Below are 25,265 nucleotides of genomic sequence, written 5' to 3' on the forward strand. Positions count from 1 at the left end.
CAAAGATGACCCGCGCCCCACCCCAGTGTGACGGCGCGGGCCAGAGGGATCATTCGATGAAGGGTTCCACCGCACGCATATGCCCGCGCAGGAAAGCATCCGCGACATGGCGCAAGGGCGCGATATCGACGTCGCTTACCCCACCCTTTACCAAACCGGCGAAACGGGCATAGAGTTCGGGATATTCGCGGTCCTCCGCCTCCCGCACGCCTTCGGGCAGCGTCAGGACCGAGCCGCCCTTTTCCAGCTTCAATTCGCCCGCATCGGTCTGGACGATGATGTCCCAGCTTTGCGGGCCGGTCTGGCGGAAATCCAGATCCATGTGGATCGGCGTGCCAAGGCTGTCGGTAAAGGTCAGATCCGCCGCAATCGGCGCCTGACAATTAGACGGCACCTCCAGCGTGGCCTCGGTCAGAAAGAAGGGACGCGGCAGGATATGCGTGACGATGGACAGAGCATTGATGCCCGGATCGAACACGCCCAAACCGCCCGCCTGCCAGATCCACGCCTGCCCCGGATGCCATACGCGCACGTCCTCGCGCCAGATGATCGTTACGTCATCAATCCGCCGCGCGTCCAGCCATGCCCGGGCCGGTTCAACCCCCGCCGCATAGCGCGAATGCCATGAGGCGAATAACGTCACCCCGGCCTCGTTCGCAATGGCGCGCAGGGACTCAACTTCGGCCAAAGTCGCGCCCGGCGGCTTTTCGAGGAAGACGTGCAGCTTGTGCTGCAACGCCTTGACCGCCAATTCGTATCGCACCTGTGGCGGGGTGCAGAGCGCCACCGCATCGACCGCGATACCCGATGCCAGCAAGGCGTCCAGATCGGCAAACCACGGCACATCCATCTGCGGGTCATGACGGCTGACCGTGGCCACCAGTTCGTAATCGGCATTGCCCGCGATAGAGGGAATATGCTGATCGCGGGCGATCTTGCCCACGCCGACAAGAGCGATGCGAATGGCCATGGCTTAGAGCACCTTGACCGAAACGGCCTGCGCATCGGCGATGGCAAGGCGGTTGCGCAAAGGCAGGGCAAAGGGCGCGGCGCTGATTTCGAACTCGTCGCCGGGGGCCGTGCGCACATCGTCCGAGAAGGACAAAGTGGCCGTGCCGAAGAAATGCACATGCACATCGCCCGCGCGGCGGAACAGGCCATATTTGAAATGGTGATGTTCCAAATTACTCAGGCTGTGCGACATGTTGGCCTCGCCCGACAGGAAAGGCTTTTCCCAGAGCAGCGCGCCGTCGCGATAGATCCGGCTGGCGCCGCGAATGTCATCGGGCACGTCACCGATCAGCAATTCGGCGCCCAGCGCCGCCACCCGCAGCTTGGAATGAGCCAGCCACAGGTAATTGTGCCGCTCGGTCACATGGTCGGAAAATTCATTGGCGAGAGCCAGGCCGAGGCGGAACGGCGTGCCATCGGGGCCGATGATATAGATGCCCGCCAGTTCAGGCTCCTCGCCGCCATCCTGCGCAAAAGCGGGGCTGAGCAGAGCATCGCCGGGGCCGACCAATTGCGAACCATCGCCCTTGTAGAACCATTCGGGCTGCTGGCCGACCTGTCCGGCTGCGGGCTTGCCGCCTTCGACGCCTTCAAGGAACATGCGCATGGAATCGGTCAGCTTTTCGCCCGAAGCGGCGGCTGCATGCATCTTGTTGCGGCCTTCCGCCGAACCCAGATGCGTCAGGCCCGTGCCCGTCATCCACAGATGCGCGGGGTCTTCGTGATCGATCGGGGCCAACAAACGCCCGGCGGAGAGTTCAGCGGCAATATCAACGCCCGCGCCCATGCCCGCCACGGCCGCTTCATCGACCAGCGAGCGACCGGCAGCAATCGCGCGATGCGCCAACTCGCGGGTGGAGGACACGCCGTTCAGGAACCAAGCCTGATCCCCATCGGCAAAGATAACCGAACGTGCGCCATCATCGGCGCGGTGCTGCAAAAGGCGCTGGGCCATGGTCAAAACTCCTTGCCCCGCCGGACGCACCGGCGGGATAAACAACAAAAATCAGAGCGTCAGAACGCCATCGATCAAACGCGGCGCGCCATCGCCGCGTGCATCATCACGCAATTCGGCGGGCAGAAGCGCCGGCGCGATATTCTGATAGCTGACCGGACGCAGGAAACGGTCGATGGCAAGGCTGCCCACCGAAGTCGTGCGCGGATCGCTGGTCGCGGGGAACGGGCCACCATGCACCATCGCGTGGCAGACCTCGACGCCCGTGGGCCATCCATTGGCGAGGATACGCCCCACCTTGCGTTCCAGCACCGGCAGGACGCGGCCCGCCAGATCGGCATCGCCATCGTCCATATGCAGGGTCGCGGTCAATTGCCCTTCCAACCCCTTGAGCACGGAGGTCAATTCCGCCTCATCGGCGCAGCGTACGAGGATAGAAGACGCGCCAAATACTTCATGCGCCAGTGCCGGATTGGCAAGGAATGCCGCCGCCGTGGTCTGGAACAGGATCGCGCCGCAAGCGGTGCCCTCGCCCGGTTCGCCCGCGGCCAGTTGTTCGACACCATCGGCGCCCGCCAGAGCGGCCGTGCCATCGCGAAAGGCCGCGCCAATGCCCTTGGTCAGCATGACCTGCGCCGGTGCCTGCGCCACGGCGCCCGTGGCGGTGGCGATGAATGCGTCGAGACCTTCGCCCTCAATGGCCAGCAGCAGGCCGGGATTGGTGCAAAATTGCCCCGCGCCCATGGTCAGCGAGCCGACGAAAGCCGTGCCCAGCGCCGCGCCGCGCGCTTTCAACGCTTCGGGCATCAACAGGACGGGGTTGATGCTGCTCATTTCGGCATAGACCGGGATCGGCACGGCGCGCAATGCCGCCAGATTGGCCAGCGCCAGACCGCCAGCGCGCGACCCGGTAAAGCCCACCGCCGCAATGCGCGGATCCTTGACCAGCGCCGCGCCCAGTTCATTCGAAGGACCGACCAAGTGGCCGAACACACCGCTGGGCAGACCGCAGGCCGCCACCGCCCTCGCAATGGCCGAAGCCACCAGCGCGCCGGTTTCCGGATGCGCAGGATGGCCTTTGACCACCACCGGGCAACCCGCCGCCAGCGCCGAGGCCGTGTCGCCGCCAGCGGTGGAGAAAGCGAGCGGAAAATTGGACGCGCCAAACACCGCCACCGGCCCCACCGGGATCATGCGCAAACGCAGATCGGGACGCGGCAAAGGCGCGCGTTCGGGCAGAGCCGGATCGATGCGCAATTGCTGCCATGCCCCGGCGCGCACCACGCCTGCAAACAGGCGAAGCTGGCCCATGGTGCGGCCACGTTCGCCCTCAAGGCGGGCGCGGGGCAGCCCGCTTTCGCGGCAAGCCGCCACAATCAAATCGTCGCCAAGGGCAAGGATTTCATCGGCGATGGTTTCAAGGAATTTGGCGCGGGTTTCGCGGTCCGTGGCGCGATAGGCGTCAAAAGCCGCATCGGCGGCGGCGCATGCCGCATCCACCTGTGCCAGACCATCAACCGCAAAGGCAGGGCCTACCGGTTGGCCGGTCGCAGCATCCATCGAACGAAATTCAGTCATTGAAAACTCCATGGAACACGGCCATCGAAACGGGCGCGCGTTTAGTCAGAGTAAAGTCACTCTACCTCAAGATCCGGAAGAGCATGGGTCGGGCGCGATCCCCAAACCGCGTAGAACAGCGTGTAAAGCTCGCAGACGGCGGTCAGGATGAAGGAGGTCTGCAAGCCGTAATGGTCGGCCAGCCAGCCCTGCACCGCCACCAGCGCGCCGCCCGCAATCGCCATTATCAGCAGACCCGAACCCTCCTCGGTCAGCGGGCCAAGGCCGCGAATGCCCAGCGTAAAGATCGTGGGGAACATGATCGAATGGAACAGGCCGACCAGGATCAGCGACCACATGGCCACCGGGCCGGAGGAGACGACCGTAACCGCCATCACAATAAACGCGCCAATCGAAAACACCGCCAGCACGATCCCGGCATCGACCTTTTGCATGATAGCCGAACCGATGAACCGCCCGACCATCATCCCGCCCCACAGCAGCGTCAGATAACGCCCGGCCTGTTCGGTGGTCATGCCGCCGATGTCGGGGCGGCTGATGAAATTGATAAACAGATTGCCGACGCCGATTTCCGCGATCAGGTAGATGAAAATCGCCGGAACCCCCAGCACCAGATTGCGATGTTGCCACAGGGGATGGTTCCAGAACCGGCTCCAAGCGCTACCCTCGACCACGGCGGCTTTGACCCGGCGCGATGCCGCACCAATCGCGGGCAGAGGAAAGCGCGCGATCACAATGGCCAGAACCGTCAGCACCACCGCAACAATGCCATAGGGCAGGATCACCGAATGCGCGTCCGCCAGACGTTCCGCGGGCGTCAGCACCGTGCCCGCCGCCGCCGTGCCGCCCTTGGACCGGCCAAGGATCAGCCATGCGCCAAACATCGGCGCCAGCATCGTTCCGGCCGAATTCATCGCCTGCACCAGATTGAGGCGCGAGGATGCGGTTTCAGCCGGGCCAATGACCGCCACATAGGGATTGGCGGCAACCTGCAGCAGGGTGATCCCGCTGGCGATCACGAAAAGCATGGCCAGCGTGATGCCATAGGAAGGGATCGAGGCCGCCACCATCATGCCGACCGCCCCGCCCGCCATGATCAGCAGGCCGGTGACCAGCGATTTCTGATAGCCGATCCGCTCGATCAATTTAGCCGCGGGAATTGAGGCAAAGAAATAGGCGATGAACCACACCGATTCGATCAACGCGGCCTGAAAATAGCTCAGTTCAAAGACCGACCGCAGGTGCGGCAACAATGTGCCGTTGATGACCGTGATAAAGCCCCACATGAAAAACAGCGTGGCCAGCAGCGACAGGGCCGGACCATACCGAACCGCCCCATGCCCGACATCCGCGACAGGAGCATTCACACTTGAACCAACAGGGGGAGCCATCACGATCCTCTCAAAAGCCATGCGCTTGCCATTGATATGGCATAGCGACTTGCGCTCATCATATTTGTCGGACTATAGAGAGCGCAAGGCCTCGTCAATGGCCCAAGATTGCCGGGAGAGCGAAGGCATGAAATTTTACGCCCTGACATCCGCCATCGCCCTATGTGCGGCAATGATGGCGGGTGACGCGATGGCCGTGACCGTCAACCGCGAAAATGCCGGAAAACTGGCCGATGGCGCGGTGGTGGAGGCGGTAACATTACAGGCCGCCAACGGGGTTTCGGCGCGCATTTTGGCCTATGGCGCGACATTGCAATCCTTGATCGCGCCCGATGCCAAAGGGCGCAAAGCCGATGTTGCATTGGGCTATGACGACCTCGATTCCTATGTAAATCACCCCAACTATTTCGGGGCCACCATTGGCCGCTTTGCCAATCGCATTGCCGATGGGCGGTTTGCGCTGGACGGCAAGACCTATCAATTGCCGCAAAACGACCATGGCCAGACGCTGCACGGCGGCGGGCGCGGGTTTGATAAGGTGCTGTGGAAGGTCGAGTCCGTCACCTCCGGCCCGGTGGCGAAACTGGTTCTGACCCACACCAGCCCCGATGGCGATTCCGGTTATCCCGGCACATTGAAGGCCCGTGTCACCTACAGCCTTGATGAAAAGGGCAACCTTGGCATCCTGTTCGAGGCGGAAAGTGACAAGCCCACCATCGTCAATATGACCAACCACGCGCTGTTCAACATGGCGGGCGAAGGCAACCCCGCCGGCGCAATGGACAACCGCCTGACCATTCCGGCCAGCGCCTATACGCCTGTGTCGGCCACCCTCATCCCCACCGGCGAATTGCGCAAGGTCGCAGGTGGGGCGTTTGATTTCCGCAAACCTCGCCGGTTGAACGATGGGCTCCGCAATGGCCATGACGACCAGATTGTCGCCGGGCGCGGTTACGATCACAATTTCGCGCTGGACAAAGGCGCGACCGCCACGCCGCAATTATGCGCGCGCCTTGTCGATCCGGCATCGGGCCGCACGCTGGAGGTGCTGTCCACCGAACCGGGCCTGCAATTCTATTCGGGCAATTTCCTCGACGGCACGCTGATCGGCAAACATGGGCACCTGTACCGCATGGGCGACGGCATCGCGCTGGAACCGCAGAAATTTCCCGATGCGCCCAACCACAGCAATTTCATTTCCGCCCGCGTCGATCCCGGCAAGCCCTATCGCCATGCCATGATCTATCGCCTCACCATTTCGCATTGATTGAAGGCTTTATGACCGAAACACGCAAATTGCGCAGCCGCGCCTGGTTCGACAATCCCGACAATATCGACATGACTTCGCTCTATCTTGAGCGCTATCTCAACTTCGGGATCAGCCTTGAGGAATTACGCTCTGGCCGCCCGATCATCGGCATTGCCCAGACCGGCAGCGACCTTTCGCCCTGCAACCGCCACCACCTCGTGCTGGCCGAACGCATCCGCGAAGGCATCCGCGAAATGGGCGGGATCGCGCTGGAATTTCCGGTCCACCCGATTCAGGAAACCGGCAAACGCCCGACTGCTGGCCTTGATCGCAATCTGGCGTATCTGGGTCTGGTCGAGGCGATTTATGGCTATCCTCTGGACGGCGTGGTGCTGACCACGGGTTGCGACAAGACCACGCCGGCGCTGTTGATGGCGGCGGCCACGGTCAACATCCCCGCGATTGCGCTCTCGGTCGGGCCGATGCTCAATGGCTGGCACAAGGGCGAGCGCACGGGCAGCGGCACCATCGTGTGGAAGGGCCGCCAGATGCTGGCCGCCGGTGAAATCGACGATGAAGGGTTCATCAAGCTGGTGGCCTCCAGCGCCCCCAGCACCGGCTATTGCAACACGATGGGCACGGCCACGACGATGAACAGCCTTGCCGAGGCTCTGGGCATGATGCTGCCCGGCAGCGCGGCAATCCCCGCCCCCTATCGCGACCGTCAGGAATGCGCCTATCACACCGGCAAGCGCATCGTGCAGATGGTGCATGAGGATCTCAAGCCCTCCGACATTCTGACGCTGGACGCGTTCCACAATGCCATTGCGGTCAATTCGGCCATCGGCGGATCGACCAATGCGCCGATCCATCTGGCCGCGATTGCGCGTCATGTCGGCGTCGAATTGCCCCTGTCGGACTGGCAGGAGATCGGCCACAAGATCCCGCTGCTGGTCAACCTGCAACCGGCGGGCGAATATCTGGGCGAGGATTACTATCGCGCGGGGGGCGTGCCTGCCGTGGTCGCGCAATTGATGGGTCAGGGGCTGATCCGCGAAGGCGCGATGACGGTCAATGGCAAGACCATGGGCGAAAACTGCCGAAATGCCACGATCGAGGATGAAAAGGTCATCCGCCCGTTCAACGAACCGATCAAGGAAGAGGCGGGCTTCCTCGTCCTGACCGGCAATCTGTTTGATGCGGCGATCATGAAGACCAGCGTGATTTCGGAAGAATTCCGCGCCCGCTATCTGTCCAACCCCGATGATCCCGAAGCCTTTGAAGGCCCCGCGGTCGTGTTTGACGGCCCCGAAGATTACCACCACCGCATCGACGACCCCGCCGTGGGCATCACGCCCGAAACGCTGTTGTTCATGCGCGGGGCCGGCCCCATCGGCTATCCGGGCGCGGCCGAAGTCGTCAACATGCGTCCGCCCGCCTATCTCATCACCGAAGGCGTATCGGCCCTGCCCTGCATCGGCGATGGGCGTCAGTCGGGCACCAGCGGCAGCCCTTCCATCCTCAACGCCTCGCCCGAAGCGGCGGCCAATGGCGGGCTTGCGCTGCTGCAAACCGGCGACCGGGTGCGAATCGATCTGCGCAAGGGCAGCGTCAATGTGCTGATTTCCGATGAGGAACTCGACACCCGCCGCAAGGCTCTGATCGAGGCGGGCGGCTATGCCTATCCGGCCAGCCAGACCCCGTGGCAGGAAATCCAGCGCGCCTTGGTGGGCCAAATGAACACCGGCGCCATTCTGGAAGGCGCGGAAAAATATCAGCGCATCGCCCAGACCATGGGCCTTCCGCGCGACAATCACTAAGGAAAGAATGCATGGGCAAGGTAACACGCATTGACCGGCCGATCCGCGACACTCTGGGCGAAGGCGCCCTGTGGTGCGCGCGTGACGGGGCGTTCTATTGGGTGGACATCCTTGCCCCTGCGCTTAACCGCCTTGTGCTGGACACGGGCGAGATCCGCCGCTGGGACATGCCGGAACCGCTGGGTTGGGTGGTCGAACACGTCGACGGCGGATTTGTCGGTGGTTTCCGCAGCGGGGTGGCGCGCATCACGCTGGATCCTCTCACCGTCGGCCTTCGCCATGGGCCAGAGCCCCATTTGCCCGGAAACCGGATGAATGACGGCAAGGCCGACGCCAGCGGCGCCATCTGGTGCGGCACCATGGACATGGCCGAAGAAATGGCCAGCGGGTCGCTCTATCGCCTGTCGCCCGGCGGAGAATGGGCACAGATCGACACCGGATACAATGTGCCCAATGGGCCGGGCCTCTCACCCTGCGGGCGCTGGCTCAATCATGCGGACAGCGGGTTGCGGACCATCTATCGTTTTGAACGGACCGATGACGGCGTCGCCCAACGCGAGGTCTTTGTCCGTTTTTCCGAAGAGGACGGCTATCCCGACGGCATGAATTGCGATGCCGATTGCTATTTGTGGGTCGCCCATTGGGATGGCGGACGGATCAGCCGCTTTGCCCCCGACGGTTCGCTGGATCGCACCATTGCCCTGCCCGCGCGGCGCATCACCAATATGGCCTTTTGCGGCGAGGGGCTGGACCGGATGTTCGTGACATCGGCGGCCATCGGCCTTGCGCCTTCGGATGATGATGGCGCGATCTTTGAAGTGGAGACCGGGCTGCGCGGCAACCCGGCCTATGCTTATGCGGGATCGATTTCGGGCTGAAGCGAGGAAAGCCCCATTTCCTTGGCCGTATCCTTCATCGCCAGATCCACCAGCACGCCCATCGCGGCGGCGGCGGCATCACCATCGCCTGCGGCAATCGCTTCATAAACCTTGGCGTGATCGGGAATCGGATTGCGCGGCAGGGCGCGAGAGCGCTGCTTGTACTGTGTCGTCCAATGCACCGCCGCACCAATACTGGCCGAAAGAACCACCAGCGCGGGGTTGCGCGTCGCGCGCAGGATAGCATCGTGGAAATCACGATCCGCCGCCTTGCCCGCGTCCGTGGCCAGCGTGTGGCGGCGCATGGTCGCCAGCGCATCCTTCATCGCGCGCAGATCCTCACGGTCGCGCCTTTGCGCGGCGAAACGCGCCGCCGCCGGTTCGACCACTGCGCGCAATTCAAAGATGCCGCGCACCAGAACCGGGTCCGGTTCGCCCGAAAAGGCCCAGGCCAGAACATCGGGATCAAGCAGATTCCAGCGCGTGCGCGGCAAGACCTTGGTGCCCGCCTTGGGACGGCTTTCCACCAATCCCTTGGCGGCCAGCACCTGCATCGCCTCGCGCAGGGCGCCGCGTGATACGTCCAGCGCTTCGGCAAATTCGACCTCGCTCGACAGCACCGTGCCGGGCGGATAGACGCCCGATACGATATCCGTACCCAAACGATGCGCAATGGCCCCCTGCAACCGGCGCCCAGTACCGCGCTTGGCCTTCTTTTCGCTGCCTTCTTCCGGCTCGGTCAATGCGTCACCCCCGACATGACTGGTTTTGCATTCAACATAATCGCCCCCCCGGCGCGCATACGAGAGTACGCGCGCCCATCCGTCAAGTTCAACGCGCATCCTCCTCCAGAATGCCCACGCCCCATGCGCCCAGATCAAGCTTCTGACCCGCAGCCAGTTTCCGCTGGGACAGCAATTCGCCCGATGCGACAGGGACGGTATAGGACACGCTGTTGGGTGAATAATTCAACACATAGCGAACCTTGTGCCCGTTGTTCAGCACGCCCTGACGCAGGACCAGCGGATATTCAAGCCCTTCGGGATTTTGCGCGCCGACCTGCGCCACTTCCTGCTTGAGCAGCGCCGAAAGCGTCTCGTCGCTGGGCATGAAGCCGACATAGGTCACCTGCCCCTTGCCCCAATTGTTGCGCGTGATCGCGGCATAGCTGGGCCATGAGGGATGTTTGTAGCGCGCCACGACCTGCGCGGTTGTGGGTTCGACGAATTCCATCCACCAGCGCACCTTGTTGGCCGCCTCGCCCACATGGAACGGGTCGCCGTCCAGCGTAACGCCAACCGGCGCGGCAAATTGCTGATAACGGATACCGGCGGCCTGCGCGATGCGGCCGGGTTGGTCGGCATAGCGCACGGTCACGTTCTCGTCGGAAAAGCCGCTCTTGAACGTATAGAGCAGATGGCCGCCCGCCTTGGCGTAATCATTCAGCTTGTCGATCTCGGCATCGCTGGCCGAATAAAGCGCGGGGACGACGACGAATTTGTAATTGGACAAAGGCGTGGTGGAATCGGGCGTGATGAAATCCACCTCGACATTCATGCGATAGAGCGCATCGTAATAGCCGCGCACCACATCATTATAGCCGACAGCGCCGTTTTCACCCTTGGGCTTGAACGATTCAAACCCCGTCAACGCCCGGTTGCTGACATAGATCGCCACCTTGTTCGCCTTGGTCATATTGACCAGTTTGGGGCCAAGCCGCGCCAGATCCGCGCCAATCGTGGCGGCCTCGCGATAGGTGGGGTTAGGCTTGAAATCCTGAGACAGAAGTCCGCGCCAATAGGTTTCGATTGCGTTGGCCGTCGTGCCCCAATGCCAATATTCCAGCATATTGGCGCCCGATGCCAGATGGCTGAAGGCCTGAAGCCGCAATTGCCCCGGATAGGGCGTCCATTCGGGGAACCCCTGCGCGGTGGTTTCCAGCACGAGGTAATTCTGACCATTCTTGATCGATCGCGCCAGATCGCCACCCAGCGCGATTTCCGTGCCGGTCAGCTTGTCCTGTCCGGGGTGATAAATGTCGACACCCGCCACATCGAGGGCCCGCGCCGCCTGCCAGTGGTTCACGTCCGGCTGGATGCCATAGGAATAGCCGCGCCATTCATAGTCGAAATTCTGGGTCAGGAACTGATCGGGCCGAGCATGGGCGCGGACCAATCCAGCCTGCCAGCCAAGATATTCATTGACCAGCGAGCGCTGGAATTCGGCAAAGGCGGCGTTCAGGCTGGCGTTGATCGAGCCGTTGACCGAGGGAAAATCCTCCCAGCGGTTGATGCGGTTCGACCAGTAGTTGAGACCGTAAGCCTTGTTCAGCGCATCGAGATTGCCACCAAACTTCTGCTTCATATGCTCGACAAAGGCGGCCTGCACATTGGGGCCGCTGGTGCCATAGGCTTTGGTTTCATTGTCGAGCTGATAACCGATGACGGCGGGATTATCCTTTACATGGTCGATCAGCGCGACAATCGCGCGCTCTGCCGCCTTGCGGAATTCGGGGTTGGTGATGTCCATGTTCTGACGGCGGCCATAGGTGTAAGGCCCCTGCGCCGTAATGGCCAGGACATCGGGATGCTGACGCGCCAGCCATGTCGGTACGGCATAGGTGGGCGTGCCGATGATCACCTTGATCCCGGCCTTGTGCATCGCGGCCAAAGTGCGGTCGATATGGTGAAAGTCGAACACGCCGGGCGCGGTTTCCATCGTGCCCCATGTCGATTCGGCAATTCGCACCACGCTGATATTGGCCGCCTTCATCAAGGCGACATCTTCGGCGAGTCGATCAGTCGGAGCATATTCATCATAATAGGCCGCACCAAACAGGATACGATCGGGCAAAACCGCATGATCCTTGCTCTTTGGCGCGGTTTGCGCCACGGCGTTTCCTTGCAATATCAGCGCAATCGCTCCGACACACAGCGATGCCAGAGTGGACTTTCCAAAGCGCGCCATTTCGGCTCCCCCGATATTTTGATCAACTAATACAAACCTAGCGCGTGAACGCCTGCTTGGCCAGAGACTCGTATCGATCTTTGAGTCGGATCAATGAACGGCCAAAATCCGCCATTTCTGAACGGAATGACAGGATAGCCTGTGCCATTTACGCAACATCCCTGCGCAAATACGCAAAAAACGCGTGTCATTTGGTAGGACTTTATGACCCACTTGTTGACAGCGCTGACATAGCGCGCCAACCGACACCCAGCCAAAGACGACGGCAACCCAACGAGCGTTGCCCCGCAAATCTTTTGCCGGATTAAAAGAGAGGAATTTCATGAAGTCGTATCTGATGGGCGGCGCTGCCGTTGCCCTTGCCCTGTCCGCAACGACCGCCTTCGCACAGACCGCCGATGCCCCCGCCGCCAATTCGGGCGACATCGTCGTGACTGCAACCCGCCAGAGCACGCTGCTCTCCAAGACCCCCGTCGCGATGACCGCCGTGACCGGCGACAGCCTGCGTTCGGCCGGTGTCACCGACCCGCGTTCGCTGGCCCAGGTCGCCCCCAACCTTGCCATTACCGAAAGCGGTGACGGCGTGCGCATCGCCATCCGCGGCGTGACCAGCACCGACGGCACCGAAAAGGGTGACCCCTCGGCTGCGTTCCTGCTGGACGGCATCTATATCGCCCGTCCGCAGGATCAAAAGGGCGCCTTCTTTGACGTGGCGCAGGTCGAAGTGCTGCGCGGTCCGCAGGGCACGCTTTATGGCCGCAACACGACCGCGGGCGTTGTCAACGTTCAGTCGGCCCGCCCCAAGGCCAAGTGGGAAGGTTCGTTCGACGCCAAGGTCGGCAATCTGAACAGCCAGAACTATACCGGCATGATCAACGCGCCGATCGGCGACTCGCTGGGCATCCGTCTGGCCGCCAACTATGACCGTCAGGACAGCAACGTTCTGGAAACGGCCAACAACACGAATTATCCGATCAACCCCTATCGCAAGATCTTCTCGACGCGCCTGTCGTTTGGTGGCGATATCGGCCGCCTGAAGTTCGTCGTGCGCGGTGACTGGTCGAGCCAGCGCGGTTCGATGACCAACGTTGTGCCGCTCAGCAATTTCTACACCAACACCGGCACCGTGGGCGTGAACCCCCTGTTCATCGCCGGCAAGAGCGCCAATGCTTATCGCGCTCTGGGCTATGCTCAGCAGTATTCGAGCTATAAGTGGAACACGACCAAGGGCGTGATGGGTGACTTCACCTATGCTCTGACCGACACGATCGATGTGACCTATCTGGGTTCGTACCGCGAATCCAAGCAGGACTTCACGCAGGATCTGCTGTTCCTTGGCGTTCTGGAAAACCCGGCCACTTTCTGGGGCCGCTATCACCAGAATTCGCAGGAACTGCGCATTGCCTTTGGCAAGGGCAACAAGCTGCACGGTCAGGCTGGCGGCTATTACTTTGAAGAAAAGTCTTATCTGAACTACACGCTGGGCAACCCGCTTTCCTCGATGGTTTACCCCGGCGCTTCGGGCTATGCCTTCCCGCAAGGCCCCACGGTGTCGCGTTCGAAGGCCGGCTTTGCCCAGTTGACCTATGATATCCAGTCGAACCTGCACCTGACCGGCGGCGTGCGTTACACGAATGACTTCAAGTCGCGTAACGGTTCGACGGTGCTGTACTTCCCCAATCAGGCTTCGGTGCCTTCTTCGTTCGGTTCGCAGTGCGTGGGCACCACCTGCACGCTCAACCAGAACATCGCCTCGGCCACCTTTGAAAAGGTGACGTGGAAGGTTGGTCTGGACTATGACGTTCCGGGTCTGGGTCTGGCCTATTTCAACGTTTCGACCGGTTACAAGGCCGGTGGTTTCAACGATGGCTGCGTCACCGGGTCGGGTCTGGGTTGCGCCCTGTCGGCCAGCACGCTGTACTATCGTCCTGAACAGCTCACCGCCTATGAAGGCGGCGTGAAGTTCAAGTTCGCCGACGGCAAGGTCCGCTTCAACGCTTCGGCCTTCCACTATGATTACAGCAACCTGCAGCTGTCGCAGGCGGCCACGCTGACCGATCCGACGACGGGCGCCCGCGTGCTCCAGACGTTGATCCAGAACGCAGGCACCGCCAAGATCGACGGTATCGAAACCGAAACCACGTTGAAGCCGACGCCGGACGATACGTTCACGATCGCGGGCAACTATACCAACGCGCGTTATTCCAGCTTCTCGCCCACGAACTCGTCGGGCCAGAGCGTGAATTTCGCCGGCAAGCAGTTGGACCACGCCCCCAAGTGGACGGCGACGGTGGGTTATACCCGCAACTTTGATCTGGCCAATGACGCCCATGTCGAAGCCGGTGTCCGTACCCAGCTGTCCTCGGAATATTACATCTCCGACCTGAACATGCTGTATCAGTTCCGCATGCCCAGCTACACCAAGACCGACATCACGCTAACCTACAAGGCGCCGCATGATCGCTGGTACATTCAGGGCTATGCCAAGAATCTGGAAAACGTGATCACTGTGGCCAATGCCGTCGCCGGCAACACGCCCAGCGTGACCATGGAAGAACCCCGCACCTATGGCGTTCGCGCTGGTGTGAAGTTCTAAGTGAGACTTCAAAAGTCATGAGGGAGGGCGGGTGTGGTCTTAGGCCACACCCGCCTTTGTCATGTCTGCCCCCAAAAAATTTGCCTACCGACGAAACGAGGATGACAGTGATCAGCACCCCCAAGCTCTGGACTTCGCTCAGCGTGATGGCTTTGGCCATTTCGGCCCAGCCCGCTTTTGCCCAAGCGCCCACGGCGCAGGATGTGACCAAGGCTGATGCGCGCGCCGCCGCCACCGTCCAGGCGATGAAGACGGAAGAAAAGACCATCCTGACCCATGGCATCATGCCGATGGATCTGGGCATTGGCACGACGAAGATTCCGGCCGATGCGGTGCCGGGTGCCGGTTATGTGGCGGGCATTGAGCGCCTTGGTGTGCCTGCGCTCAAGGAAACCGACGCGTCGCTGGGCGTGTCCTATGTGATGGGCCTGCGCAAGGATGGCGCGACCGCGCTTCCCTCGGGCGTGCTTCAGGCCGCGACGTGGAACCCGGACATCCTGTACAAGGGCGGCGCGATGATCGGCGGCGAGGCCCGTGCCAAGGGTTTCAACGTCCTGCTGGCAGGCGGCGTCAACCTGATGCGCGATCCGCGCAACGGGCGCACGTTTGAATATCTGTCCGAAGATCCGCTGCTTTCGGGCGTGCTGGTGGGCGCGGCGATCCGCGGCATCCAGTCGAACCACATCATTTCGACGATCAAGCATTTTGCTCTGAACGGTCAGGAAACCGGCCGCAAATATGTCGACATCAAGATCAGCGAAGCCGCTGCCAAGGAATCCGACCTGCTGGCCTTCAAGATCGGCATCGAACAGGGCCAGCCCCTCTCGGTGATGTGCGCCTATAACCGCGTGGGCGGGCACAATGCCTGCTCGAACGATTTCCTGCTGAACAAGGTGCTGAAGAAGGACTGGGGCTGGAAGGGCTTTGTCATGTCCGACTGGGGCGCGGTGCCGGGCGTCGAAGCGGCGATCAACGGCCTTGACCAGCAATCGGGCGAACAGCTCGACAAGGGCGTGTTCTTCACCGACCAACTGGCCGCCAAGGCCAAGGCCGACCCCAAGTGGGCCGCGCGCGTCGATGACATGAACCGGCGCGTTCTGACCGCAATCTATGCGGCGGGCGTGGACAAATTCCCCGCCAACCCCGGCGGCAAGATCGATTTCGCCACCAATGCCAAGGTGGCCGAAGACGCCGCCAAGCAGGGCATCGTGCTGCTCAAGAACGAAGGCGGTTTGCTGCCTTTGATGAAGACGGCCAAGTCGATTGCGGTCATCGGCGGCTATGCCGACGGCGGCGTGCTGTCGGGCGGCGGTTCGTCGCAGGTACAAGGCGAAGGCGGGGCGGCCGTGACCATCCCCCTGATGGGCGACGGCGTCTGGGCCGGCCTGATTGGTCAGAACTATCACCGCTCCAGCCCGTTGAAGGCGATCAAGGCGCAGGCCCCGCAAGCGAATGTGACGTTCCGCGATGGCCGTTACATCACCGATGCGGTGGAAAAAGCCAAGCAATCGCAAGTCGCGGTGATCTTTGTCACGCAATACACGACCGAAGGTCTGGACGTGCCCGACCTGCACCTGCCCAACGGTCAGGATGAGCTGATCGCCGCGGTGGCGGCGGCCAACCCCAACACCATTGTCGTGCTGGAAACCGGCGGGCCGGTGGTCATGCCCTGGCTGTCCAAGGTCAAGGCCGTGGTCGAGGCATGGTATCCCGGCGCGCGCGGCGGCGAAGCCATCGCCAGCGTGCTGTTCGGCGAAACCAACCCCGGCGGCCGCCTGCCTCTCACCTTCCCGGCCAGCACCGAGCAGCTGCCCCGTCCCAAGCTGGACGGCAGCGATTGGGTTGAGCCCAACTTTGCCGGTGACCCCACCTCGGGCAGCGACCAGCTTCATGCCGATTATGACATCGAAGGCTCAGACGTGGGCTATCGCTGGTTCGCGCGCAAGGGGCAAAAGGCCCTGTTCCCCTTCGGCTATGGCCTGTCCTACACCACGTTCCAGACCACCGGCCTGTCGCTCAAGGGCCTGACCGCGACCTTTACCGTCAAGAACACCGGCACGCGTGATGGCGACGAAGTGGCCCAGCTTTACCTGACCACGCGCAATGGTGAAGTGAAGCAGCGCCTTGTCGGCTTTGCCCGCGTCTCGTTGAAAGCCGGGGAATCCAAGCCCGTCACGCTGACCATCGACCCGCGCCTGCTGGCCGATTGGAAGGACGGGATGTGGACCACGCCAAAGGGCGCCTATAGCTTTGCGCTGGGCCGCAATGCGGAAAATCTGGGCGAGAAGGTGAGCATCAGCCTGCCCGCCAAGAGCTGGAAGGAGTAAGGGGAATGCGCCGGATCGCTTCGCTGATGGCCACCGCGGCGGTGGCCCTTGCAACGCCTGCCACCGCGCAGGACACGATCAATGGGGCGATCCGGGCCGACCAGCCCGGCCCCATCATCTCGCGCCACATTCAGGGGCAATTTGCCGAACATCTGGGCCGCGATATTTATGACGGTATCTGGGTCGGGCCGGACAGCGCGATCCCAAACACGCGCGGCATCCGCCGCGATGTGGTCGATGCCTTGAAAGCCATCAAGGCGCCGGTGGTGCGCTGGCCGGGCGGATGCTTTGCCGACATCTACAACTGGCGCGACGGCATTGGTCCGGCGGCGCGGCGTCCGGTGCGCAAGAATGACTGGTGGGGCGGATTGGAAACCAACGCCTTTGGCACGCACGAGTTTTTCGACTTTGCCGAGCAGTTGGGCACCGACACCTATGTCGCGATCAACATGGCCACGGCCACGCCCGCCGTCATGCGCGACTGGATGGATTATCTGACGTCCAAGGGCGAGGACACGCTGGCGCAGGAACGCCGCGCCAATGGCCATGCCGCCCCTTTCAAGGTGGATTTCGTCGGCATCGGCAACGAGGCTTGGGGCTGTGGCGGTGCGCAGACTCCGGAATATTTCGCAAATGACTATCGGAAATTTGCAACCTTCTTTCACAAGAACGGCTCAACTTTCCATATGCATAATGACAATTCGGCTCTCCGGGTCGCATCGGGTCCGAACAATGACGACACCAAATGGATGGAAGTCGTCCTGAACAATGCAGGTCAGCAGATGGATGCCATCTCGCTGCATTACTACACCGTGTGGCATGGCGACTGGGCGCAACGCGACACCGCCATGGCCACCGGTTTTCCCGTCAGCCACTGGAACGAGATCCTCTATCAGGCCTCGCGCATGGACGAAGTGTTGCGCGGGCATGAGGCGGTGATGGACAAGGTGGACCCGAAAAAGCGGATCGGCCTGTTCGTTGACGAATGGGGCACGTGGTATCGCCCCGAACCGGGCACGGAACCGGGGCACCTGTATCAACAGAACACATTGCGCGACGCGCTGGTGGCGGGGATCACGCTCAACATCTTCCACGTCCATGCCGACCGGGTGCGGATGGCCAACATTGCCCAGGCGGTGAATGTGCTTCAGGCCATGCTGCTGACCGATGGCGATAAATTGGCCAAGACGCCGACCTATTACACCTTTGCCATGTATATGCCCTTTCAGGACGCGACCTTTATCCCGGTCAACGCCCCCGCCCCCATGTTAAAGGCTGAAAGCGGATCCTTCCCCGCCTTTACCGTCAGCGCGGCGCGGGCAAAGGACGGCAAAACCTATGTCGCTGTCGCCAATGCCGACAAGGACAAGGGCTATAAACTCTCGCTCGACCTTGGCACCTTGAAGGGGACGAAGGTTTCGGGACAAGTGCTGACGGCGGCCAAGCTGGACGCGCATAATACGCCGGGACAGAAGGAAGAGATTGCCCCGGCACCCTTTAATGGCGGGCGGATCAGCGGCGGCAAATTGTGGCTGGATATTCCGGCAAAATCGGTTGTCGTGGTCAAAATTGACGGCTAATCCCTGCAATTGATAACGCTATCAATGGGCCATAGAGCCTAGGCCCCGCTGTGGAACGATCCAAAGCGGGGTCCATAACAAAGGACAGAGTGATGCCCGTTAAGCCTCTGCTTTGCGCAGCCCTGTTGCTGGGTGCCGCCCCGCTGGTTCAGGCTGCGCCGGATACGCCCCATCAGCGCCTTTTCGTCCTGTCCGACATTGGCAACGAGCCGGACGATCAGATGTCGCTGGTCCGCCTGCTGCTCTATGCCAACGAGATCGATATCGAGGGGCTTGGTGCCACCACATCGGTGTGGCAGCGCGAGAAGGTCAGCCCCGAAATCATGCACAAGGTCATCGACGCCTATGCCAAGGTGGCGGGCAATCTGCGCCTGCACGACCCGGCCTATCCCACGGACGAGGCGATGGCCGCAAAGGTTTATGCGGGCCGCGCCGGATATGGCATGGCGGCGGTTGATGTGGACCACCCCTCGCCCGCCGCCTTGGCCTTGATCGCGGCGGCGCAGCGGCCCGACCCGCGCCCGCTCTGGGTGGGTCTGTGGGGCGGCGGCAACACTCTGGCCGAAGCGCTGGGCCATGCGAAAAAGACCATGGCGGCGGCGGAATTTGACGCGTTGATCGCCCGCCTGCGCGTCTATGCGATCAGCGATCAGGACGATGCGGGCGCGCCGCTGCGCCGCACCTATCCCGGCCTGTTCTGGATCGGCACGCCTTCGTCACAGGATGGCGCGGAATATGCCGGTGCCACATGGACCGGCATTTCGGGCGACCAATATTATCGCAATGGCGCGGGCGCGAATTTCACGCCCGTTTCCAACGCATGGCTGGATAAAAACATCCGGTCGAAAGGCCCGCTGGGCGCGGCCTATCCGCACCACATGTTCATCATGGAAGGCGACACGCCCTCTTTCCTCGGCCTTATTCCCAATGGCCTGGATGCTCAGGACAAGCCCGACTGGGGCGGCTGGGGCGGGCGCTATCTGCTGCGCCAGTCGGTGGGCGAGAGCCGCAAGATCTGGACGCAGGGCGGCGACGCCTTCATGCGCACCACCAGCGCCGACACGGTCGATGGCCATACCAGCGATCAGGCGACCATCTGGCGCTGGCGTGAGGCATTCCAGAATGATTTTGCCGCCCGTATGGACTGGACCATCCAGCCCTATGCCAAGGCCAATCATGCCCCCCAACCCATCGTCAATGGACAGGCCGGACTGGCCCCCATCGCCATCAAGGCGAAGACCGGCCAAAGCCTGACGCTGGACGCCTCGGCCGGCCGTGATCCCGATGGCAACAAGCTGACCTATCGCTGGTTTGCCTATGACGAGGCCGGATTTGACGGCAAAGGCCCCAACCCCGCCCTTGAAATCACCCACGGCGACGCCGCGCGCGCCACGGTCAAAATTGCCGCACGCTGCGCCAAAAGCTGGCTGGACCTGCCGCAATTGAAATGTCCGTCGGCGCGCACTGCCCACGTAATTCTGGCCGTCACCGACAATGGCACGCCCGCGCTGACCCGCTATCGCCGCATTCTGATCGAGGTGTCCGATAATGACTGATCTTTCCGTTTCCCGCCGCGCCGCGCTGGGCCTGATCGGGGCCGGGGCTGTCGCGCCTGTCGCCGCCCGCGCGGCCGAAACGCCCGCCCTGCCCGGCGCCCTGTGGTTTGCGACACAGGCCGACGCCCCATGGCAAAAGCAGACCGTCCCGCCCCTGAGCGAGGTCAGCAGGGCCAGCCTGTTCGGCACCGACGCCACGGTCAATCTGGCCAATCCGCGCCAGACGGTGGCGGGCTTTGGCGCCTGTTTCAACGAACTGGGCTGGGTCGCGCTGTCGCATCTGTCGCCCGCCGATCGCCAATCGGCCATGGCCGCAATGTTTGCCCCCGATCAGGCCGCCTTTACCCTGTGCCGCACGCCGGTGGGGGCCAATGATTTTGCTCGGCGGTGGTATTCCTATGACGAAACGCCGGGTGATTTCGATCTCAAGAGCTTTTCGACCGCCAATGACCGACAAACGCTGATCCCCTATATCAAGGCAGCGCAAGGCTTTAACCCCGACCTCAAACTCTGGGCCAGCCCGTGGAGCCCGCCCAGTTGGATGAAAAAGAATGGTTTTTACGCCATGGCCAAACCTTGGCCCGGCACGCCCGAAACCGGCATCCGCGACGATCAGACGGGCAAGGAGGGCGAGGACGCCTTCATTCAGGAAGACCGCTATTTCGACGCCTATGCGCGCTATTTCCGCCGCTATGTCGAAGATTACGCCAAGGCGGGCATCACCATCGGTACGGTCATGCCCCAAAACGAATTCAACTCGGCCCAGCCCTATTCCTCCTGCACATGGACGCCTGCTGGTCTGGCACGCTTCCTGCCCTTCCTTGGCCGCGAGATGGACAAGGTGGGCGCGCGCGTATTCTTCGGCACGCTGGAGCGCGGCAAGGTCGAGATGCTGGACGCCGTAATGTCCGACCCGAAAGCCGCCGCCGTCATCAAGGGCGTGGGCGTGCAATGGGACGGCAAACGCGCCCTGCCGCAGATTGCGCGGCAATATCCGAATATGGAAATCTGGGGCACCGAATGGGAATGCGGCACCTCGACCAATGACTGGCACTATGCCCGCTATGGCTGGGCGAACCTGCGACGCTATATCGAATTTGGCGCGGGCGCGTGGGATTACTGGAACGCGGTCCTGCCGACCGGGGGCCTCTCGCCCTGGGGTTGGCCGCAGAACAGCCTGATCGTGGTTGATCCGGCCACCAAATCATGGCGTCTTACGCCCGATTACTGGCTGATGCGTCACCTATCGTCTTATGTGAAACCGGGGGCCAAGGTCCTGCCGGTCGACAGCTTCCTTGGCTTTGACGACAATATCGCCTTCCGTAATCCCGATGGCAGCGTGGTGCTGATCGCCAACAATGCGATGGGGCAAAAGCAGAAGGTGCGTTATGCGCTGGGCGCAAAGGCGCTGACGCTGGAACTGGCGGCGGATTCGCTCAACACGATTGTTCTGCCCGCCAGCGCTTTGGCCTGAGAACCGGATTGATATTGGCCATGCCCGCGCCGGGTGATCCAACCGCGCAGGCATGGCCAGACATTATACGGACAGGCAAGAGCCAAGCCGCCCCTTGATGATCCCCTCGGCCTCGGTGACGATACGCTGGATCAATTGCTGGCATGTCGGGATGTCGTGGATCAGCCCCATGACCTGCCCAGCGGTGACAACGCCATGGTTCATGTCGCCGGTGTTCAACCCTTCGCGGCCACGCGCGCCTTTGACCAGCGGGGCGATGGTTTCAAAGGGTTCGCCGCGGGCTTCTGCCTCAACGACGGCCTGCGAGATGGCGTTTTTCGCCACGCGGGCGGTGTTGCGAAAACTGCGAAAGATAAGCTGGGTCGCCCGCTCATCTCCCTCGACCAGCATGCGCTTGATGTCCGGGTGGATCGGCGCCTCGACCGTGGCGCAGAAACGCGTGCCCATGTTGATGCCCTCAGCCCCCAGCGCAAGGGCCGCCACCAGCCCGCGCCCATCGCCAAATCCGCCGCTGGCCAGCAAGGGCACACGCACCTTGTCCGCCGCCGCCGGGATCAGGATCAGGCCGGGGATGTCATCCTCGCCCGGATGCCCCGCGCATTCAAAGCCGTCGATGCTGATGATGTCGGCCCCCATCCGTTCGGCGGACAGCGCGTGGCGCACGGCGGTGCATTTGTGCAGAACGGTGATGCCGTGGCTCTTGAAGTCCTCGACATGCTCACGCGGGTTGTGGCCGGCGGTTTCAACGATCTTGATCCCGCTCTCGATAATCGCGCGGCGATAATCGGCATAGGGCGGCGGGTTGAGCGAGGGCAGCAGCGTCAGGTTCACCCCGAACGGCCTGTCGGTCAGGCGGCGGCACCGCTCGATCTCGGCCCGCAACGCATCGGGCGTGGGACAGGTCAGCGCGGTGATGATCCCCAGCCCGCCCGCGTTCGACACAGCGCTGGCCATATCGGCCGTGCCCACCCACATCATGCCGCCCTGAACGATGGGGTGCTCGATGCCTAGCATTTGCGTGATGCGGGTTTGCATGGGTGGTCCTCTCGTTGTTGTGGTTTTTTGGGTTTTGCCTCCGGCGGGCAAAGGGCGGGGGCCCTTTGCAATCCCGTTTTGGGGTGGTGGGAGGTTGGCCGGCGTTATGGTTATGGTTTAAAGGCCTGCGGCGCGGATAGGTATAAGTTCGCCGCGCCGCAGGCTTTTTAATGGTCAAGACTGCGTACCGTGAACCTTGGCCGAGGTAATGCACAACGCAGACAGTAACGGGAGCGCGAGGGTCCAGACCCTCGCACCTATCCTTCTTCACATGTTCGGATAATTGGGCCCGCCACCGCCTTCGGGCGCGATCCATGTGATGTTCTGGGTGGGATCCTTGATGTCGCAGGTTTTGCAGTGGACGCAGTTCTGGGCGTTGATCTGAAGGCGGGTGTCCGCGCCATCCCCCACGAACTCATACACGCCTGCGGGGCAATAGCGCGCTTCCGGTCCTGCGAACTGGCGCAGGTTGACCGCCACCGGCACGGTCGGGTCGGTGAGGCGCAAATGGCACGGCTGGTCCTCCTCATGGTTGGTGAAGGAGAAGGAGACGTTGGTGAGGCGGTCAAACGAGATGACCCCGTCCGCCTTGGGATAGGCGATGGGCTGGTACAGATCCGCCCGGCCCGTCGCCTCGGCGTCGCTGTGGTGAGCCATGGCACCGAACGGGTACACCCGCAGGTATCGCGCCCACATATCCGCGCCCGCCAGCACCGTGCCCAGCGCTCCGCCGAACTTGGCCACCAAGGGCTGGGCGTTCTGCACCAGTTTCAACTCATCGGCGATCCAGCTTTCGCGCAAGGCAGCTTCATAGCTGTCAAGCTGCGTGCCTTCCTCGCCTCCGGCGATGGCGGTGACAATCGCCTCGGCGGCCAGCATGCCGCTCTTCATGGCGGTATGGCTGCCCTTGATGCGCGGCACGTTGACAAAGCCCGCGCTGCACCCGGCCAGCACCCCGCCGGGGAAGGCCAGATGCGGCACCGATTGCCACCCGCCCTCGTTGATCACCCGCGCGCCATAGCTGACCCGCTTACCCCCTTCGAGGATCGCGCGAATGTCCGGGTGCTGTTTCCAGCGCTGGAATTCCTCATAGGGAGACACATGCGGGTTTTTGTAATCCAGCGCCGTGACAAACCCCAGCGCGACCTGTCCGCCCGCCTGATGATAGAGGAAGCCGCCGCCCCAGCTATCGCTCTCGCTCAGCGGCCAGCCCTGCGTATGCAGCACGCGGCCCGGAACGTGCTTGGCGGGGTCAATGTCCCACAATTCCTTGATGCCAAGGCCGTAAACCTGCGGCTGACAATCGCGTTCAAGGTCGAACTTGGCCTTCACCCGCTTGGTCAGATGCCCGCGCGCACCCTCGGCCAGAATGGTATATTTCGCCGTCAGGTTCATGCCCGGCTGGTAATCACCCTTGGGCTGGCCCTCGTGGTCGACGCCCATGTCGCCGGTCTGCACGCCGATGAGCCGGTCGCCGTCATAGAGCAGTTCCGCCGCCGGGAAGCCGGGGAAGATCTCCACCCCCAGTTCCTCGGCCTTGCCCCCCAGCCAGCGGCACAGATTGCCAAGGCTGACGGTGTAATTGCCGTCGTTGCTCATGAACGGCGGCATCAACGCGTGGGGCACTGAGTACTTGCCACCTTTGGTCAGCACCCAATGCCAATTGTCCGTCACCGGCACTTCCGCCAGCGGGCAACCATCGGTCCGCCAATCGGGCAGCAATTCATCCATCGCGCGCGGATCAACCACCGCGCCCGACAGAATATGCGCCCCGATCTCGGACCCTTTCTCCAGCACGCAGACGCTCAGATCCGCATTCAACTGCTTGATCCGGATGGCCGCGCCAAGGCCCGCAGGCCCTCCGCCCACCACCACCACATCATAGGGCATCGTATCGCGCTGGATGTCGCTCATGGCTTACAGCTTCCCCGTCAATTCAGGCACGGCGTTGAACAGGTCCGCGACCAGCCCGATGTCGGCCACCTGAAAGATCGGCGCGTCTTCGTCCTTGTTGATGGCGATGATGGTCTTGCTGTCCTTCATGCCGGCCAAGTGCTGGATCGCGCCGCTGATGCCGACCGCGACATAGACTTCGGGGGCGACGATCTTGCCGGTCTGGCCCACCTGATAATCGTTGGGCACATATCCGGCATCAACCGCCGCGCGCGATGCGCCCACCGCCGCGCCCAGCTTGTCGGCCAGCGGGAAGATGGTGGCGGCAAAGGTCTCGGCATCCTTGAGCGCCCGCCCGCCCGAGACAATCACCTTGGCGCTGGTCAGTTCGGGGCGTTCGCTCTTGGCCAATTCGGCACCGACAAAGCTGGACAGGCCAGCATCGCCGGTGGTGGCGACGGTTTCGATTACCGCGCTGCCGCCGCTCGCATCGGCCTTGGCAAAGGCGGTACCGCGCGCGGTGATCACCAGCTTGGCGTCCAAGGATTCCACCGTGGCAATCGCATTGCCCGCATAGATCGGGCGGGTGAAGGTCTTGGGGCCTTCGACGCTCAGGATGTCCGAGATCTGCGCCACATCGAGCAGAGCCGCCACGCGCGGGGCGATGTTCTTGCCCGTGGTCGTGGCGGGCGCGACAAAGGCGTCATAGCCGCCCATCAGCCCCACCACCAGCGGCGCAACATTTTCGGCCAAACCATGTTCATAGGCCGCATCGTCGCCCACCAGAACCTTGGCCACGCCCGCGACCTTGGCTGCCGCTTCGGCCACGCCGCCAACGCCCGAACCGGCGACCAGCACATGCACTTCGCCCAGCTTCGCAGCGGCGCTCACCGCCGAGAGGGTTGCATCCTTCAAGGCCGCATTGTCATGTTCAGCCCAAACCAGAACGCCCATC

Annotated in this window: 17 protein-coding genes; 8 read left to right on the top strand and 9 right to left on the bottom strand. The window is 62.4% G+C overall.

Translation table 11 applies throughout. The features are described from left to right. Positions 1-49 precede the first annotated feature (49 nt). Genes AC2S2E_RS00490 through AC2S2E_RS00505 form a run of 4 tightly spaced genes read right to left on the bottom strand, consistent with a single transcriptional unit; the run spans position 50 to position 4,935 of the window. Positions 50-970, bottom strand: a complete 921-nt coding sequence (locus AC2S2E_RS00490) for a Gfo/Idh/MocA family protein (RefSeq protein ID WP_486523339.1) — start codon at positions 968-970, stop codon at positions 50-52. A 3-nt stretch (positions 971-973) separates the two neighbouring features. Then, the gene (gene araD1, locus AC2S2E_RS00495) at positions 974-1,966 is read right to left on the bottom strand and encodes an AraD1 family protein (protein WP_486523340.1); all 993 of its coding nucleotides are present in this window, start codon (positions 1,964-1,966) and stop codon (positions 974-976) included. Positions 1,967-2,017: 51 nt separating this feature from the next. Then, the gene (locus tag AC2S2E_RS00500) at positions 2,018-3,544 is read right to left on the bottom strand and encodes an aldehyde dehydrogenase (NADP(+)) (RefSeq protein ID WP_486523341.1); all 1,527 of its coding nucleotides are present in this window, start codon (positions 3,542-3,544) and stop codon (positions 2,018-2,020) included. 56 nt (positions 3,545-3,600) lie between these two features. After that, positions 3,601-4,935, bottom strand: a complete 1,335-nt coding sequence (locus tag AC2S2E_RS00505; RefSeq protein WP_486523342.1) for a sugar MFS transporter — start codon at positions 4,933-4,935, stop codon at positions 3,601-3,603. Positions 4,936-5,062: 127 nt separating this feature from the next. On the opposite strand from AC2S2E_RS00505, the gene AC2S2E_RS00510 reads away from it, so the two are divergent. From AC2S2E_RS00510 to AC2S2E_RS00520, 3 genes are read left to right on the top strand one after another with little or no spacing between them, the layout of a single operon-like run. After that, complete coding sequence (locus AC2S2E_RS00510; RefSeq protein ID WP_486523343.1) at positions 5,063-6,202, top strand: aldose epimerase family protein; 1,140 nt, start codon at positions 5,063-5,065, stop codon at positions 6,200-6,202. An 11-nt stretch (positions 6,203-6,213) separates the two neighbouring features. Next, positions 6,214-8,004: an IlvD/Edd family dehydratase gene (locus AC2S2E_RS00515; RefSeq protein ID WP_486523344.1), complete on the top strand. Its 1,791-nt coding sequence runs from the start codon at positions 6,214-6,216 to the stop codon at positions 8,002-8,004. A gap of 11 nt (positions 8,005-8,015) precedes the next feature. After that, positions 8,016-8,882 carry an SMP-30/gluconolactonase/LRE family protein gene (locus AC2S2E_RS00520; protein WP_486523345.1) on the top strand — a complete coding sequence of 289 codons (867 nt, stop codon included), beginning with the start codon at positions 8,016-8,018 and terminating at the stop codon, positions 8,880-8,882. Here AC2S2E_RS00520 and AC2S2E_RS00525 read toward each other — a convergent pair. Continuing rightward, a complete protein-coding gene (locus AC2S2E_RS00525; protein WP_486524650.1) occupies positions 8,858-9,568 on the bottom strand; it encodes a FadR/GntR family transcriptional regulator in 711 nt (236 codons plus the stop codon). The two genes, AC2S2E_RS00520 and AC2S2E_RS00525, sit on opposite strands and share 25 nt — an antisense overlap. A gap of 145 nt (positions 9,569-9,713) precedes the next feature. Beyond that, positions 9,714-11,849: a beta-galactosidase gene (locus AC2S2E_RS00530; RefSeq protein WP_486523346.1), complete on the bottom strand. Its 2,136-nt coding sequence runs from the start codon at positions 11,847-11,849 to the stop codon at positions 9,714-9,716. A 322-nt stretch (positions 11,850-12,171) separates the two neighbouring features. Between AC2S2E_RS00530 and AC2S2E_RS00535 the strand changes: the two genes are divergently transcribed. From AC2S2E_RS00535 to AC2S2E_RS00555, 5 genes are all read left to right on the top strand, one after another. After that, complete coding sequence (locus tag AC2S2E_RS00535; RefSeq protein ID WP_476105421.1) at positions 12,172-14,445, top strand: TonB-dependent receptor; 2,274 nt, start codon at positions 12,172-12,174, stop codon at positions 14,443-14,445. 101 nt (positions 14,446-14,546) lie between these two features. After that, positions 14,547-16,772 carry a beta-glucosidase family protein gene (locus tag AC2S2E_RS00540; protein ID WP_486523347.1) on the top strand — a complete coding sequence of 742 codons (2,226 nt, stop codon included), beginning with the start codon at positions 14,547-14,549 and terminating at the stop codon, positions 16,770-16,772. Between the two features lie 5 nt (positions 16,773-16,777). Beyond that, positions 16,778-18,352 (top strand): alpha-N-arabinofuranosidase, encoded by a 1,575-nt coding sequence (locus tag AC2S2E_RS00545; protein WP_486523348.1) that lies wholly within the window; start codon positions 16,778-16,780, stop codon positions 18,350-18,352. A gap of 92 nt (positions 18,353-18,444) precedes the next feature. Continuing rightward, the gene (locus tag AC2S2E_RS00550) at positions 18,445-19,908 is read left to right on the top strand and encodes a DUF1593 domain-containing protein (protein WP_486523350.1); all 1,464 of its coding nucleotides are present in this window, start codon (positions 18,445-18,447) and stop codon (positions 19,906-19,908) included. Continuing rightward, positions 19,901-21,382, top strand: a complete 1,482-nt coding sequence (locus AC2S2E_RS00555; RefSeq protein WP_486523351.1) for a glycoside hydrolase family 30 protein — start codon at positions 19,901-19,903, stop codon at positions 21,380-21,382. Before AC2S2E_RS00550 ends, AC2S2E_RS00555 begins: the two co-directional genes overlap by 8 nt. A gap of 63 nt (positions 21,383-21,445) precedes the next feature. Here the strand turns inward: AC2S2E_RS00555 and AC2S2E_RS00560 are convergent, their stop codons facing one another. From AC2S2E_RS00560 to AC2S2E_RS00570, 3 genes are all read right to left on the bottom strand, one after another. Continuing rightward, positions 21,446-22,417: an NAD(P)H-dependent flavin oxidoreductase gene (locus AC2S2E_RS00560; protein ID WP_486523352.1), complete on the bottom strand. Its 972-nt coding sequence runs from the start codon at positions 22,415-22,417 to the stop codon at positions 21,446-21,448. 267 nt (positions 22,418-22,684) lie between these two features. After that, on the bottom strand, positions 22,685-24,331 hold the full coding sequence (locus AC2S2E_RS00565; protein ID WP_486523353.1) for an electron transfer flavoprotein-ubiquinone oxidoreductase: 1,647 nt from the start codon (positions 24,329-24,331) through the stop codon (positions 22,685-22,687). 3 nt (positions 24,332-24,334) lie between these two features. Further along, on the bottom strand, positions 24,335-25,264 hold the full coding sequence (locus AC2S2E_RS00570) for an electron transfer flavoprotein subunit alpha/FixB family protein (RefSeq protein WP_486523354.1): 930 nt from the start codon (positions 25,262-25,264) through the stop codon (positions 24,335-24,337). Position 25,265 lies beyond the last annotated feature (1 nt).

It is taken from the genome of Novosphingobium sp. 550D, assembly GCF_057401885.1.

Coding starts and splice junctions, on each gene's coding strand:
- AC2S2E_RS00535 (WP_476105421.1), top strand. CDS start 12,172: ATGAAGTCGTATCTGATGGGCGGCGCTGCCGTTGCCCTTGCCCTGTCC.
- araD1 (WP_486523340.1), bottom strand. CDS start 1,966: ATGGCCCAGCGCCTTTTGCAGCACCGCGCCGATGATGGCGCACGTTCG.
- AC2S2E_RS00565 (WP_486523353.1), bottom strand. CDS start 24,331: ATGAGCGACATCCAGCGCGATACGATGCCCTATGATGTGGTGGTGGTG.
- AC2S2E_RS00555 (WP_486523351.1), top strand. CDS start 19,901: ATGACTGATCTTTCCGTTTCCCGCCGCGCCGCGCTGGGCCTGATCGGG.
- AC2S2E_RS00540 (WP_486523347.1), top strand. CDS start 14,547: ATGACAGTGATCAGCACCCCCAAGCTCTGGACTTCGCTCAGCGTGATG.
- AC2S2E_RS00490 (WP_486523339.1), bottom strand. CDS start 970: ATGGCCATTCGCATCGCTCTTGTCGGCGTGGGCAAGATCGCCCGCGAT.
- AC2S2E_RS00520 (WP_486523345.1), top strand. CDS start 8,016: ATGGGCAAGGTAACACGCATTGACCGGCCGATCCGCGACACTCTGGGC.
- AC2S2E_RS00570 (WP_486523354.1), bottom strand. CDS start 25,264: ATGGGCGTTCTGGTTTGGGCTGAACATGACAATGCGGCCTTGAAGGAT.
- AC2S2E_RS00530 (WP_486523346.1), bottom strand. CDS start 11,849: ATGGCGCGCTTTGGAAAGTCCACTCTGGCATCGCTGTGTGTCGGAGCG.
- AC2S2E_RS00560 (WP_486523352.1), bottom strand. CDS start 22,417: ATGCAAACCCGCATCACGCAAATGCTAGGCATCGAGCACCCCATCGTT.
- AC2S2E_RS00550 (WP_486523350.1), top strand. CDS start 18,445: ATGCCCGTTAAGCCTCTGCTTTGCGCAGCCCTGTTGCTGGGTGCCGCC.
- AC2S2E_RS00505 (WP_486523342.1), bottom strand. CDS start 4,935: ATGGCTCCCCCTGTTGGTTCAAGTGTGAATGCTCCTGTCGCGGATGTC.
- AC2S2E_RS00545 (WP_486523348.1), top strand. CDS start 16,778: ATGCGCCGGATCGCTTCGCTGATGGCCACCGCGGCGGTGGCCCTTGCA.
- AC2S2E_RS00500 (WP_486523341.1), bottom strand. CDS start 3,544: ATGACTGAATTTCGTTCGATGGATGCTGCGACCGGCCAACCGGTAGGC.
- AC2S2E_RS00515 (WP_486523344.1), top strand. CDS start 6,214: ATGACCGAAACACGCAAATTGCGCAGCCGCGCCTGGTTCGACAATCCC.
- AC2S2E_RS00510 (WP_486523343.1), top strand. CDS start 5,063: ATGAAATTTTACGCCCTGACATCCGCCATCGCCCTATGTGCGGCAATG.